A 13595-nucleotide genomic window follows, 5' to 3' on the forward strand; every position below is an offset into this window, starting at 1 on the left:
ATGAACGCGTCCCGGCCGAGCCCCGCCTCTTCGGCGCCCGCGAGCGCGCCCGGCAGGAGCGACGAGACCGTGACCTACGTCGACGCGCCGGAATCGCGCAGCTGGTTGGCGATCTCGTGCGGGGCGTACATCGCGTTGAGCGCCGTGGCGGTGGCTCCGGCGCGCAGGATCCCGTGGAAGGCGATCGCGAAACCGGAACCATTGGGCGCGTGCAGCCCCACGACGTCGCCCGGCGCGACCCCGCGAGCGGCGAGCGCGCCCGCGAACCGGTCCACCGCCTGTCTGGGTTCGCCATAGGTCAGCGTGCGGTCGCCGTCGACGACCGCCGTCCGACCGAGGTCGGTCTCGCTCAGCGAGCCGAATATGTAGTCGTAGACGCTGATCGACGGGATCTCCACGTCGGGATACGTGCTCTTGATGCTGGTCACGGAGGGCTCCTTCGCCGGTTGTCCGGGTGCGGAGAGTCAGCCGCGGAACGCGTCGGCGAAGATTCCGGGGAGCTTGAGCCAGCCGGGCTTCGCCGCGAACGCGGACAACTTGGCCCCACTGCGGTGGGCCGTCCTGGCCGTCACGAACCACGGCGGTCGCTTGAACAGCGAGTTCTCGCCGTGCAGCACCGAGCGCGGGAAGGTGCGGAAGGGGCCGTGGACGACCGAGCGTTCGGTGTTGTCGATGAGGTGGGCGTTGTGGACGACCCCGATGCCGGAGCCCACCTGCTCCAAGGTGTTGCCGGGGAACGCGCCCCAGGTGAAGGGGGCGCCCAGGAACGCCACCGCGCTCCAGGCGTTGACTCCGATGGAGCCATAGCGGAGGCCGGCGAGGATGTCGTCGAAGTCCTTGATCGCCCGCTTGTCCTTCGGGGCTACGGCGATGCTCGCGCCGAGAGTGCCGTCGAGCTCGGTGTTGGCGAACTCCACCGCGGCCCGGAAGAACTCCGCGCCCGTTCCGGGGAGGGAGGTGTGGCCGAGGACGGGTGAGAAGTACTCGGTAGCGAAGAGGTCTCTGCTCGTGGCGTCGGACACCTCGACCAGCAGGCGCCCGGAGTGGTCCTCGGCTTCGGGGTAGGAACTGCGGGCGGCGTCCATCTTGTGGTCGGAGCCGGGGTACCACGGCTCGCGTGGGGGCAGGCGGTCGAAGACGCGGCGCAGCTCGGCGAGGAACTCGTCCTTCTGCTGCCACTCCGCGGACAGGATCAGCGTCTGGGTGGCGATGCAGTTGTGCCCGGAGTTCTGCAGTCGCTGGGTGGCGATCTGCTCGGCCTGGAACCTGAGGTCGGCCCTGCTCCACTTGCCGGGGATGACGATGGTCGGCGAGACGCCCCCGAGCTCGGAGCTGATCGGCTTGTCCAGGACGGGTGTGCCGGCCGCGCGGTTCGCCGAGGCGGTGTCGCCGGTACCCCACACGATCGCGTCGTGGGTCACGGCCGAACCGGTGATGTGCACGTGCGCGATGTCCGGATGCCGGGTGAGGTAACCGCCCACCTTTGCCGCGCCGTTGACGATCCGCAGCAGGTTCGCGTCGATCAGCGGCTTGAACGCCGCGTTGTAGGCCTCGGTGAGTCCTGCGAACGTCGGGTTCAGCTTGAGTACGGACGCCCGGTTGAAGGCGACCATTTCGTAGAGTACGTCCAGCGGCCCGATCGAGGCGATGTTGCCGGCGCCGAGCACGAGCCCGACGCCACCGTTCTCTCCGATACGCAGCGCTCCGAGACCGGCCTCTCGCCGTGCCTGATCCTCCGTGACGCCCGGCTTGAGCCAGACCTCGCCCGTGAAGCCGTGGAGGAGGGTGTGTTCGAGCAGGTTCGACGGCAACACCTTGAACCGGATCCGGCCGCCGGGTGCGGGCCGGGCCTTCACACCGCTGAGCGGTGACTCGCCCTTCGCCATCAGGGTCAGGCTGTGCGCGACGCGACCGAAGCCGGCCAGCGACGCGTACGGCCCGGAGATCCACTCCTCCCCTTCCATCGGGCCCGCGTGGGTTTCCTTGGCCGCGACCGCCGCCGCGACCCAGTCGTTCGCGTGCCGGGCGATCGACGCCTGCGTCTCCGCGATCAGGGCGGCCCGTCGGTCCAGACCGAGCCCCGACCAGGCCTCTGCCCCCACGGTGAGATCCGCTATCGCCCTGTCGAGGTTCGCTCGGACTTCCTCGGTGATCTCGTCGTCGACAGGGGGTATCCGGGTCGCGCTCATCTCTGGTTCTCCTCGGGCGGGTTGACGCGGCGGCGTCGGCGAATCGGGGGCTGGTCGTGCCGGTGGCGGGCCTTCTCGTCTCAGGCTTGCTGCGGAGCGGAGATGTACAGGGCGGTCGACGCGACCTCGAACCCTGCCGCGTGCTTTCCGGCCTCTGTGAACTCGGCGGACTGCATCGCTGTGGCCACGGCGTCCTCGTCGGCGAAGGACATCTCGACCAGCAGATACGGCGTCACACCCCTGAGCCCGCGCGGGTGGGAGAGCTGGAAGTCGACGAGGCCGGGGATGGCCTTCACCAGCGCGACATGCTCATCGCGGTACCGGGCGTCGAAGGCCTCGGGGTCGGCGGGGTCGAAGTACTGGACGACGAGGCGGTGCATGGGTGTCTCCTTGGCTCGGTTCAGTAGCCGTCGTTCGGTCTCGTAGATGTCGTTCTGTCTAGTAGCCCTCGCGGACGACAAGGGGTTTGCGCAGGCCCTGGGCCAGGGCGGTCGGGGCGTCCTCGAAGCTCACGACGTCGGAGAACACCGGGAGCGGGTCGACGGTGCCGTCGGCGATGAGGGCGAGTACGTCGGGGATGACCGGGCCGACGTTGGGTCGGCCCGTCGTGAACGTCACGCCCTGCATGTACATCGAGAGCACGGGCACGGCGACGTCCTGCCAGTAGATGCCGAAGCTGTGACAAGTGCCGTTCCGGGCAACCGCGTTGAGGGCCGCGTACAGCCCGTCGGGACGGCCGGACGCGTCGAACGTCACCTGGAACTCGCGGCCACGGGGCACTTCGTCGAGGATCTCGGCGCCCAGTCCGCGGGCGAGTTCGACGCACTCGGGGTCGAAGGTGTCGACGTAGCAGACTGAGGAGGCGCCGAGTGCCTTGGCGAAGCCGACGGCGAAGACTCCGACCGAGCCGGTTCCTCCGATGACGAGGACGTCGGCGCCCGGCGCGTTGCGCAGCGCCGGGGCGACCGCGCTGTAGGTGTCGGAGAGGTTGTCGCCCACGGATGCCGCCGCACGGGCGCTGACACCTTCGGGCAGCGGCGCCAGCCCGTAGCCGGCGAACGGAACGCGGACCGCCTCGGAGAAGAAGCCGCCGAAGTCACCGCCGGTGGGCAGGCCGAACATCGCGTTCCGCGGCACGGTCGTACAACCGGTGGGGCGACCGGACGCACACGCGGCGCAGGTGCCGCACGCGACATGCCAGGCGGGGACGACCAGTTGACCGGGCTGCACGTGCGTGACGTTGTCGCCGACTTCGAGGACCTTGGCCACGGTCTCGTGCCCGAGGGCGAACGGGCCCTCGAATGGCGCCAGTCCCGCGATCATGAAGCGGTCCAGGTCGCAGGTGGTCGATACGACCGGCTGGACGATCGCGTCGTCGTCGGACTGGAGCACCGGCATCGGAACGTCGACGTATCGCAGCTCGCGCTTCTTGACGTACTCGAATCTCTGCATGGGTAGCCCTCCTCAGGACTCGGTAGTGCGGGACCGGAAACCGACGCGTGTCGGTCGGGGGCTCCGGGTTGGTGAACGCGTCGCGGCTCCTGGAGGCGATACGCGTCAGTCGATGTGCGGCGTACGGCCGGGAGCGGGGTCGGCGTCGGGGCGGTTGCCCAGCGCGAGGACCAGCAGGTCGTGGATCTCGGCGGCGACCGCCTCGATCGGGGCGCTGCTCTGCTGGGCCCGGGACACGACAACCGCTCCCTCCTCCGCGGCGACGATGAGCGCGGCTAGCCGACGGCTTCGGTCCTCGGCCAGGCCGTGCCGCCGCAACATGGCTGCCAACGCCTCCTGCCAGCCGGCGAAGACCGCGCCTGCGGAGCGGGCGAGGTGGGGGGCTTCGTCGTTGGTCTCGACGGCCACCGCCACGATCGGGCAGCCGGCCCGGAAGCGGCTCTTCACGAGCTGGTCGCGCCACACGGTGAAGAACTTGTCGATGGCCGCCACCGGATCGTCGGCCTGCATGGCGGCCTCGATCACACCGGCCATGAAGTCACCGGCCAGCGCCACCGCCTCTTCGACCAACTGCGTCCGCCCGCCGGGGAAGTGGTGGTACACCGAGCCGCGCGGTGCGCCGCTGTGGGCCAGCACCCGGTCGATGCTGGTCGCGCTCGCGCCGTACTCGCGCAGCAGGGCCACGGTGCTGTTGACCATCCGCTCGCGGCTGTCGCTCTTACGAGGGCTCACGAAACCACCACCTCAGTTGCTTGTCCAAGCCGAAATTAATCTATGGTCTATGGCATAGAACATGCAATGAGGCTGGTGCGCTCCTCCGGTTTCCCGCCACCGCCACCGTCATCGCCGTATGCCTCCGTACGCCTTCGTACGACAGACAGGAACCGATTCACATGCCCACGCAGCTCAACGTCAATGTCTTCACCGCCCCGGAGAAGCCGATGGTGGGAGAACGGCCCCGGCCCTTCGGGGCGCCGCTGGCCTGGGACCCGATGACCTCGACCCTCATCCACGGCGAGCGCGACGCCGTCCTGGTCGATCCGCTCACCACCGAAGTCGAGGCCGAGGCACTGGCCGACTGGGTCGCGCTGCACCACCGCAACCTGACCACGATCTACATCACCCATGGCCACCTCGACCACTTCGGCGGCCTCGGCGTGCTGCTCCGGCGCTACCCCGGGGCCCGCGCCATCGCGACACCGGGCTCGATCGAACTGGCACGCGAGCACGGCCGGGCGCTGCCGGCCTTCCGCAAGTGGTTCCCGGGACAGATGTCGGCCGCGCTCACCCTGCCGCAGCCCTACGAGGAGGAGACCTTCACCCTGGAGGGCCACGAGCTGCGGATCATCGAGCAGGGCCACACCGACGGCAAGAACACCACCTCGTTGTACGTCCCGTCGATCGACCTCGTCGTCGGAGGTGACGTCCTGTACAACCAGTGCCACGCCTACGTCGCCGACACCACCCCCAAGATCCGCGAGAACTGGATCGCCGCGCTGGACCGCCTGGCGGCACTGAACCCCAAGACAGCCGTGGCCGGCCACAAGAAGCCCGGCGCCCCGGACACCGCCGACTGCATCGAGTCGACGAGGCGCTACCTCACCGACTTCGGACGCCTCCAGGAAAAGGCCTCCGCCGACCGCGAGTTGTTCGACGCCATGCACACCCTCTACCCCGACTTCGCCGCCAAGCAGGCGTGGCTGATGTTCGGTCTGTCCTGACGGGGCGGCCGCGTCATCCGCCGGACGGGCCATGGCGCAGTGCGGTGGCCATCCACTCGCGGACTGCCGCCGCCCGCTCCCGGTCCGGCTTGGGGGTGCCGTTGATCGTCGCGACCAGGGAGTGGTACTTGGTCAGCAGCCGCAGGCCGGTCGACTTGGCCAGTGTCTGTGCCGACCTGCCGCTGCGGTCGAAGTCGACGATGCCGCGCCGGGCCTTCTCGACATCGTGTCCGTGGTCACCGGTCATCGCGGTGACGAGCCTTGCCGAGTCGGCGGCCACACGCTCGGCGATGTCCCGGGCCTGCGGCGAGTCCGCGGGTACGCCCGCCTGTTGGGAAGTCTGCGCCTCCAGAAGGAGCTGCCGATGCCTCTCGATGTGGGCCATCATCTCCGGCGACGCGATCAGCCTGCCCTGCTCGGTGCCGAAGGTGCGGTGGAAGAAGTCCCGCAGCGCCGTGCGGAACTCCAAGTCCCGTACGATCTCGGCGAGTTCGATCCAGGCCTCCAACTGCTCGGTGGACGGCTCCTCGGGCAGCTGCGGCCGTCTGCTGCGCAGTTGCTCGATGTAGGCGGGATGGACGTCCAGACCCTCGGTCACGTGGTCCCAGAACTCGCCGATGAGTCGGTCGCGATCGTCGTCGGACATCGACACCAACTTGTGCATCAGGCTCACCTGTTCCGTCGTGGTGTGCTGCCGCACGATGGTCCGCAGTACGGCCGAGCGCGCCCGGAACTGCCGTAACTGGTCCTCGACCAGCCGCAGATGAGTGACCGCCAGGTCGTGCAGGGTGGTCTCGGCCCCGAGTACCCGGCGGATGTCGTCCAGGCCGGCACCCAGGTCGCGCAGGGTCCGCACGAGTTCGAGCCGGGCGATGGCGTGCACGTCGTACTGCCGGAAGCCGCCCCCGGTGAGGCCGGTCGGCGTGACGACGCCCGCGTCGGCGTAGAACCGGATCGCGCTCACGCTCAGGCCGGTGCGGCGGGCGACGTCTCCGATGGAGTAGAGCTCGTTCATGCCGATCACTATGGGATCTCAAGGGACTTGAGAGTCAAGGGGGAACGGGCGGAGCGCGCGGCTACGTGGATGGATAGATGGGCCGCTGGAATTTGCATATAATGCTTGGACTGGCTGTCTAGGTTCGAGAGAGGGGGGAAGCGTGGACAGCGACCCTGCCCTGGACGCCCAACGGGACGCGATCATCGGTGCGTTGGGGTCCGTCGTCGAGGGGATCGCGGCGACCTTCGGGCCGGTGTGTGAGGTGGTGTTGCACGACTATCGGCACCCGGAGAAGTCCGTGGTCGCCGTCGCCGGAGCTGTCACCGGGCGCTCGGTGGGCGGTGCGATGAGCGAGATCGGGCTGCGGGTGCTGGCGCAAGGGGACGAGGCCGGCGACGAGTTGAACTACCTCACCCGGACCAAGGGCGGCCAACTGCTCAAGTCGTCCACGATGGTGCTGCGGGACTCGACGGGCACGGTGTTCGGCGCGCTGTGCGTCAACGTCGACGTCACCGCCGTACAGCAGGCGCAGGCCGTGCTCACCGGAATCGGCGGGGGAGTCGGGACCGGGACGGGTGAGGCGTCGGGTACGACCACCTTCGGCAACGACATCGACTCCGTGGTCGAGGCCATCGTCGACGCCCATCAGCTGCGGCAGAGCAGGACCTGGGTCCAACTCGGCCGCGCCCAGCGGCTGGAACTGTTCCGCAGCCTCGACGAGCACGGAGTCTTCGCCGTGCGCCGGGCCGTCGAGCAGGTCGCCGCCCGGCTGGGCATCTCCCGCGCCTCCGCCTACAACTACCTCTCCCAGGCCCGGACGGCGACGGGCACACCTACCGATGCCGGTTCCGCTTCCACCGGAGGAGACGAGTGACGACCACCACCCCGCCCATCACCCTCGACGACGTCCGTGACGCCGCCGCGCAGCTCAAGGGCATCGCCCACCGCACACCGGTGCTGCGCTCGCGCACCCTCGACGAACTCGTCGGCGCCGAGGTGTTCCTCAAGTGCGAGAACTTCCAGCGGATCGGCGCCTTCAAGTTCCGCGGCGCCTACAACGCGGCCTCCCGGCTGACCCCGGAGCAACTGGCCCGGGGCATCGCCGCCTACTCGTCCGGCAACCACGCCCAGGCCGTCGCCCTCGCCGCCCGCGAACTCGGCACCACCGCGGTGATCGTCATGCCCGAGGACACCCCGGCCTCGAAGCTGGCGGCCACCGCGGGGTACGGCGCCGAGATCGTCACGTACGACCGCTACACCGGCGACCGGGTGGCCATCGGAGAGGCCCTGGCCGCCGAGCGCGGGCTCTCCCTCATCCCGCCCTACGAGCATCCGCACGTCATGGCGGGGCAGGGCACGGCGGCACTCGAACTCACCGAGGAAGTGGGGGAGTTGGACGCCGTGCTGACGCCCGTGGGCGGCGGCGGACTGATCGCCGGGACGGCCACCGCCGTCAAGGGGCTGCACCCGGGCACCCGGGTGATCGGCGTCGAACCGGAGGCCGGGGACGACACCAAGCGGTCCCTTGAGGCGGGCCGGCGCGTGTCCGTCCCGGTGCCGCGCACCATCGCCGACGGGCAGGCGGCCGAGACGCCCGGTGAGCTCACCTTCTCCGTGAACCGGCGGCTGGTCGACGAGATCGCGCTGGTGAGTGACGAGGAGATCAAGGACGCGATGCGGTTCGCCTTCGAGCGGCTGAAGATCGTCGTCGAGCCGAGCGGCGCCACCCCACTGGCCGCACTCCTCGCCGGGCGCGCGGGCCGGGTCACCGGCCGGGTGGGGATGATCGTCTCGGGCGGCAACATCGGCGCCGAGCGGTTCGCGCAGCTGTGCGACAGCGGTTCGTCATAGCCCTGGCCCCGTAGTCGTTCCCCCGAATGGCGCTCCCGGGTGGACAGGAAGACGATGGAGTGGTGGGGCGCGGCCCCCGCCGGAGCGCCGGTGCCGTCCGTGGCCGCCGGGAGGCGGAGACCGGCCCCGGCCGTGCTGTGCGCGGCCGGAATGGAGGCAGCCGTCATGCTGGAAGTGAAGACGGTCGAGAAGCCGGACGAGCGGCGTGACTTTCCCCGTGGCCACCTCGAAGCGGTCCACCTGACCGGACTCGACTTCGCGGTGGGCACGTTCGAGCCGGGCTGGCGCTGGTCCGAGTCCGTGGCCCCGATCGCGGGCACCAAGAGCTGCGAGATCCATCACAACGGATATGTGGTCAAGGGGCGGATGCATCTCCTCATGGACGACGGCGGCGAGGGCGAAGTGGGCCCCGGAGACGTCTTCGTGTGTCCGCCGGGACATGACGCATGGGTCGTCGGCGACGAGCAGGTGATCGTGTACGACTTCGCCGGCGCCATGGCCACGGACTACGCGAAGGCTCCGTAGCCCTCCGGACGTACGCGCCCCGCGGCACCGTACCCGCCGGGCGCGTATGTCATGCCCGGTACTCGACGACCTGCCCCTCCGCGTACGCGACGCCCTCCCCGTGTCCGAACAGGCCGGGCAGCCCGCCCGTGTGCACGAACACGGTCCGCTCGCCCGGCCTGATGTCACCGTCCCGGACGGCCGCGATCAGACCGGCCATGGCCCGTCCCGTGTACGTCGGGTCGAGGACGAGCCCCGCGGTACGGGCGGCCAGGGTGAGCGCTTCGGCGGTCGGCGCGGTGAGCGAGGCGTAGCCGTCGCCGACCTGGTCGCGTCGGATCCGCAGTCCCTCCGGTGTGGTCAGACCGGTGAACTCGCTTACGGCGGCGGCCGGTTCGGGCAGTGCTCCGACGTCGACGCCGAGCACCGACGCGGCCCCGAGAGAGGTCACCAGCCCCGCCATCGTGCCGCCCGAGCCGAGCGCGACCACTGCGGTACGGAGGTCGGGGAGCTGCCCGCGCAACTCCTCGCCGCAGCGCGCGTAGCCGCGTGCGCCGAGCGCGCTGGAACCGCCGAACGGGATCAGCGCGGGCTGGGCACCTCCCTTGCGCAGCTGCTCGCACACCTCGGCCGCCGCCCGGTCCAGTCCGGCCTGGTCCACCTCGCCCGCCCAGGCGATGCGGGCGCCGAACAGCCCGTCGAGGGCGAGGTTCCCCGAGCGCGACACACCCGGCGATCCGCGCAGCACCAGTACCACGGAAAGTCCCAGCCGGGCTCCGGCGGCGGCCGTCAGGCGGGCGTGGTTGCTCTGCGGGGCGCCCGTGGTGACGAGGGTGTCCGCGCCCTCGGCCAGTGCCGCGCCCACGGTCCACTCCAGCTTGCGGATCTTGTTGCCGCCGCCTCCGAGGCCGGTCAGGTCGTCGCGTTTGATCCACAGGTCGTCCGGGCCGAGCCCGATCGCGGTGGCCAGCCGGGGCGCCGGTTCGACGGGGGTGGGGAAGGTGGCCAGTTCCACGCGGGGGTCGCTCATGCCGTACATCATCGCGTGCTTCGGAGGCACGCCCGCTTGTGGGCCGGCCTGCGGGCTTGCTCATGGAAACCGATCGGTTTACTGTGGTCGAGACAGGTAAACCGATCGGTTTCCACCGCGCTCCATGCCGCGTCCCACGCGGCTGCTCCCAGCTCCAGGAGATTTCCATGACAAGCATCGAAGGTTCCGTCGTCCTCGTCACCGGCGGCAGCCGTGGTATCGGCCGCGCACTGGTGGAGGCCCTGTACGAGCGCGGTGCCAAGAAGGTGTACGCCACCGCCCGCGACCCGAAGACCGTCACCCACCCGGACGCCGTACCGCTGGCGCTGGAGGTCAGCGACCCCGCGTCCGTCGCGGCGGCGGCCGCGCAGGCGCAGGACGTCACGATCCTGATCAACAACGCGGGCGCGGCCGTGAGCGCGAACTTCCTGGACTCGCCCATCGAGGACATCCGCCGCGAGTTCGAGACCAATTTCTACGGCCCGCTGCTCGTCACGCGCGCTTTCGTGCCGATCATCGAGCGCAACGGCGGGGGCCACATCCTGAACTTCCACTCGGTACTGTCCTGGGTCGGCATCGCCGGCTCCTACAGCGCCTCCAAGGCCGCCTTCTGGTCGCAGACCAACTCCCTGCGCCTGGACTTGAAGCCGCGCGGCATCGAGGTCACCGGACTGCACGTCGGCTACGTCGACACCGACATGGCCGCGCATGTCGACGGACCGAAGTCCACTCCCGAGAGTGTGGCGGCACAGGCCCTCGACGGCATCGAGTCCGGCGCCTTCGAGGTGCTGGCCGACGACCTGACCCGCCAGGTCAAGGCAGGGCTGTCCGCCGAAGGCGGCGCGCTCTACCCGCAGTTGGCGACCGCCTAGTCAGATCGGCAGCAACCGGCCCACCAGCGCGCTGAGTTGCTTCGCGTTCCGGCACTCGTGCATCTCGACCAGTTCCGCGTAGCCCGGCGCGGCCGAGTCGCCGGTGCCCCACTGGGAGCGCTGCTCGGGGTTCAACCAGTAGACACGGCGGGCCCGTTGGGCGATGTGCCGGACGGCCGGGAGATTCGGGTCGCTCATGTTGGTGCGGGCGTCGCCGAGGACGAACACGGTCGTGCGCGGGCCGACCGCGTCGCCGTAGCGCTCCGCGAACTCGCCCAGGGCAACGCCGTAGTCGCTGCTTCCGTGCCAGCCGGTGAGGGTCGCCTCGGCGCGGATGCGGGCGCCCAGGCCCTCGGGGTCGGCCGTGCCGTGCGCGAGCAGCGGGGTCACCTCGTCGAGGCGGTTGACGAAGGCGAACACGCGGACCTTGCTGAACTGGTCGTGCAGCGCCTGCACCAGCAGCATCGTGAAGTCGGAGAAGCCCGACACCGAGCCCGACACATCGCACAGCAGCACCAGTTCGGGCCGGACCGGCCGACGCCTGCGCAGCACCGGCCGCATTGGCACCCCGCCCGTGGACAGCGAACCGCGCAGGGTGCGGCGCAGGTCGATGGTACCCCGGGAGGCGCGGCGCCGGCGGGCGGCGAGGCGGGTGGCCAGCTTCCGGGCCAGCGGCTGAACAGCCCTGCGCAGTTCGGCCAGTTGGGCCCGTCCGGCGAACAGGAAGTCGACGCGGTCGGCCGTCGGCGCCACCGCCCGCCGGGCGATCTCGTCCCGGCCGCGCCGCTCGGCGACCCGGCGCCGCGCCTCCCCGGCGACCTGCCGCCGGAAGCCCTCGATGCGCTGCCGGATCTCGTCGTCCAGCAGCCGGCCGGTGAATCCGGTGTCCCCGCCCCGCGCCCGGATGCTCGTCCGCACCCGGGCCAGCAGTGTCTGCGGGCGCAGCCACTCCAGGGTCTGGTGCGAGGACCAGCCGTCCGACGTGGGGGAGTTGCCGTAGCCGCCGAAACCGTCGACGGCCTCCGCCGCCAACTGCCCCATCAAAGCCTGGTCGTTGGCGGCCAGCGCCGCCGCGAGCCGGTCGCGGAGGTCGTCGCGGCCGGTGGGCTCGCCCCGCGGTGCTCCGATGCCGCGCGGGAAGTAGAGATCGAAGACCGGGTCGAACACCGGGCGTTGGGACGTGCCGTGCAGCAGTGTCGCGGCCAGTCCCTCGCGCAGCAGCTCCCGGTCCGTGAACCCGAGCGCCTCCATCGCCAGCGCCGCGTCGACGGTCTCGCCGGTCCCGATCCGCAGACCGTGCCCGCGCAGCGCCGCGACGAGACCCGTCAGCCGTTCGGCGACACCGGCGGCACTCACACCGCGTCCAGATCGAGCTTCGCCGCCGCCCTGAGGATGTCGTCCTGGTGCTTGAGGAGCACGCCGAGGGTCACCCGTACGACCGTCTCGTCGAGCGTGTCTGCGCCGAGGGCCAGGAGGGTGCGGGCCCAGTCGATGGTCTCGGCCACCGAAGGCACCTTCCGCAGCTCCATCTCCCGCAGCGCCCCGACCACCCGGACCACCGACTCGGCCAGCGTCTCGCCGAGCCCCGGTACCTTCAGCCGTACGATCCGGCGCTCCAACTCCTCGTCGGGGAAGCCGATATGGAGGAACAGGCAGCGGCGGCGCAGCGCCTCGGAGAGTTCGCGGCTCGCGTTGGAGGTGAGGACCACGAAGGGGCGGCGGGTCGCGGTGATGGTCCCCAACTCCGGGACGGTGACCTGGAAGTCGCTGAGCACCTCCAGCAACAGGCCCTCCACCTCGACGTCCGCCTTGTCGGTCTCGTCGATCAGCAGGACCTTCGGGTCGTCGCCGCGGATCGCCGTGAGCAGCGGGCGGGGGAGCAGGAACTCCTCGCTGAAGATGTCGGTGCGGGTCTCGTCCCAGCTCTCGTCGCGGCCCGCGCTGATGCGCAGCAGCTGCTTGGCGTGGTTCCACTCGTACAAGGCCCGGGACTCGTCGACGCCCTCGTAGCACTGGAGCCGGACCAGCTCCGCCCCGGCGACCTCGGCGACGGCCTTGGCCAGCTCCGTCTTGCCGACGCCGGCCGGGCCCTCGACGAGCAGCGGCTTGCCGAGGCGGTCGGCGAGGAAGACGGTCGTGGCGACCGCGGGCGAGGCCAGGTAGCCGGTCTCGGCGAGGCGCGCGGCGACTTCGTCGACGGAACGGAACAACGGGGCCTCCGGCGGATCGAGGGCGGTGCATCGAGGACGGCGCATCGACATCCAGCTCATCCCGCTACATGTCTAAGCGCTTGTTCACCTCCACTGTCACCCGCGAGCGGGTCGCCGCGCAAGCCTGTACACCGATCGGTTTCCTCTCGGCTTCCAGCGCGGTAACCTCGCAGTATGGCCACGAAAGACAAGGCGTCCCCCCGAGACCGGCTGCTCGACGCGGCGGCCGAGCTCTTCTACCGCGACGGCGTCTCCATCGGCGTCGAGGCGCTGTGCCGGTCCGCCGGGGTCTCGAAGCGGTCGATGTACCAGCTCTTCGACAGCAAGGACGAGGTCCTGGCCGCGAGCCTGGAGCGGCGTGCCCCCGGCTACGCGGCGCGGCTCATGCCGGGCCCGGACGACGCCGGTACGCCACGCGAACGGATCCTGTACGTCTTCGAGCAGGCGGAGAAGGCCTCGACCCAGCCCGAGTACATGGGCTGCCCCTTTCTCGCCGCACTGGTCGAGCTGAAGGATCCCGAGCACCCGGCGAGCGTCGTCGCCCGCGCCGCCAAGGAGACCTTGCAGGACGCCTTCCGCGCCCAGGCCGAGCTGGGCGGCGCACACGATCCCGCCCTGCTGGCCCGCCAGTTGATGCTGATCTTCGACGGCGCGAGCGCCCGCGCCGGAGCGAAGGTGGAGACACTTGACGACGGGCTGATGACACAGACCGTGGCGATCCTGCTGGACGCGGCGGGCGTGAAGTAGACGTGCGGCAGGGGCAGCCACC

At 70.4% G+C, this 13595-nt stretch carries 15 protein-coding genes; 6 read left to right on the forward strand and 9 right to left on the reverse strand.

Annotated elements, in window-relative coordinates; genetic code table 11:
• Positions 1 to 74 precede the first annotated feature (74 nt).
• From OH768_RS48375 to OH768_RS48395, 5 genes are all read right to left on the reverse strand, one after another.
• On the reverse strand, positions 75 to 428 hold the full coding sequence (locus tag OH768_RS48375; protein ID WP_406463471.1) for an AMP-binding protein: 354 nt from the start codon (positions 426 to 428) through the stop codon (positions 75 to 77).
• A 36-nt stretch (positions 429 to 464) separates the two neighbouring features.
• The gene (locus OH768_RS48380) at positions 465 to 2189 is read right to left on the reverse strand and encodes an aldehyde dehydrogenase family protein (protein ID WP_406463473.1); all 1725 of its coding nucleotides are present in this window, start codon (positions 2187 to 2189) and stop codon (positions 465 to 467) included.
• Positions 2190 to 2269: 80 nt separating this feature from the next.
• Positions 2270 to 2569, reverse strand: coding sequence for an EthD family reductase (locus tag OH768_RS48385; protein ID WP_406463474.1), 300 nt, complete (start codon positions 2567 to 2569; stop codon positions 2270 to 2272).
• A 58-nt stretch (positions 2570 to 2627) separates the two neighbouring features.
• Positions 2628 to 3641, reverse strand: a complete 1014-nt coding sequence (locus tag OH768_RS48390; protein WP_406463476.1) for a zinc-binding dehydrogenase — start codon at positions 3639 to 3641, stop codon at positions 2628 to 2630.
• A 105-nt stretch (positions 3642 to 3746) separates the two neighbouring features.
• Complete coding sequence (locus tag OH768_RS48395; RefSeq protein ID WP_406463478.1) at positions 3747 to 4373, reverse strand: TetR/AcrR family transcriptional regulator; 627 nt, start codon at positions 4371 to 4373, stop codon at positions 3747 to 3749.
• 161 nt (positions 4374 to 4534) lie between these two features.
• Here OH768_RS48395 and OH768_RS48400 point away from each other — a divergent pair, with 161 nt between their 5' ends.
• Entirely contained in the window at positions 4535 to 5362 is an 828-nt protein-coding gene (locus OH768_RS48400) for an MBL fold metallo-hydrolase (protein ID WP_406463479.1), read from the forward strand.
• A gap of 13 nt (positions 5363 to 5375) precedes the next feature.
• On the opposite strand, the gene OH768_RS48405 is transcribed toward OH768_RS48400, so the two are convergent.
• Positions 5376 to 6377 (reverse strand): MerR family transcriptional regulator, encoded by a 1002-nt coding sequence (locus tag OH768_RS48405; RefSeq protein WP_406463481.1) that lies wholly within the window; start codon positions 6375 to 6377, stop codon positions 5376 to 5378.
• A 142-nt stretch (positions 6378 to 6519) separates the two neighbouring features.
• Between OH768_RS48405 and OH768_RS48410 the strand changes: the two genes are divergently transcribed.
• The 3 genes from OH768_RS48410 (at position 6520) to OH768_RS48420 (ending at position 8735) form a co-directional block, all read left to right on the forward strand.
• On the forward strand, positions 6520 to 7233 hold the full coding sequence (locus OH768_RS48410; RefSeq protein WP_406463482.1) for a transcriptional regulator: 714 nt from the start codon (positions 6520 to 6522) through the stop codon (positions 7231 to 7233).
• Complete coding sequence (locus OH768_RS48415) at positions 7230 to 8210, forward strand: pyridoxal-phosphate dependent enzyme (protein WP_406463483.1); 981 nt, start codon at positions 7230 to 7232, stop codon at positions 8208 to 8210. The genes OH768_RS48410 and OH768_RS48415 overlap by 4 nt, the downstream gene beginning before the upstream one ends.
• Before the next feature lie 165 nt (positions 8211 to 8375).
• Positions 8376 to 8735, forward strand: coding sequence for a cupin domain-containing protein (locus tag OH768_RS48420; RefSeq protein WP_406465740.1), 360 nt, complete (start codon positions 8376 to 8378; stop codon positions 8733 to 8735).
• A 49-nt stretch (positions 8736 to 8784) separates the two neighbouring features.
• Here OH768_RS48420 and OH768_RS48425 read toward each other — a convergent pair whose 3' ends face one another.
• Positions 8785 to 9744 (reverse strand): D-cysteine desulfhydrase family protein, encoded by a 960-nt coding sequence (locus tag OH768_RS48425; protein WP_406463485.1) that lies wholly within the window; start codon positions 9742 to 9744, stop codon positions 8785 to 8787.
• A 167-nt stretch (positions 9745 to 9911) separates the two neighbouring features.
• Between OH768_RS48425 and OH768_RS48430 the strand changes: the two genes are divergently transcribed.
• A complete protein-coding gene (locus tag OH768_RS48430; RefSeq protein WP_406463487.1) occupies positions 9912 to 10616 on the forward strand; it encodes an SDR family oxidoreductase in 705 nt (234 codons plus the stop codon).
• Here OH768_RS48430 and OH768_RS48435 read toward each other — a convergent pair whose 3' ends face one another.
• Positions 10617 to 11972 carry a vWA domain-containing protein gene (locus tag OH768_RS48435; protein WP_406463489.1) on the reverse strand — a complete coding sequence of 452 codons (1356 nt, stop codon included), beginning with the start codon at positions 11970 to 11972 and terminating at the stop codon, positions 10617 to 10619.
• A complete protein-coding gene (locus tag OH768_RS48440; protein ID WP_406465742.1) occupies positions 11969 to 12826 on the reverse strand; it encodes an AAA family ATPase in 858 nt (285 codons plus the stop codon). The genes OH768_RS48435 and OH768_RS48440 overlap by 4 nt, the downstream gene beginning before the upstream one ends.
• A 174-nt stretch (positions 12827 to 13000) precedes the next feature.
• Here OH768_RS48440 and OH768_RS48445 point away from each other — a divergent pair, with 174 nt between their 5' ends.
• The gene (locus OH768_RS48445) at positions 13001 to 13573 is read left to right on the forward strand and encodes a TetR/AcrR family transcriptional regulator (RefSeq protein ID WP_406463491.1); all 573 of its coding nucleotides are present in this window, start codon (positions 13001 to 13003) and stop codon (positions 13571 to 13573) included.
• The last annotated feature ends 22 nt before the right edge of the window (positions 13574 to 13595 follow it).

The sequence above is a fragment of the Streptomyces sp. NBC_01622 genome, from assembly GCF_045209635.1.
Taxonomy (GTDB): Bacteria; Actinomycetota; Actinomycetes; order Streptomycetales; family Streptomycetaceae; genus Streptomyces.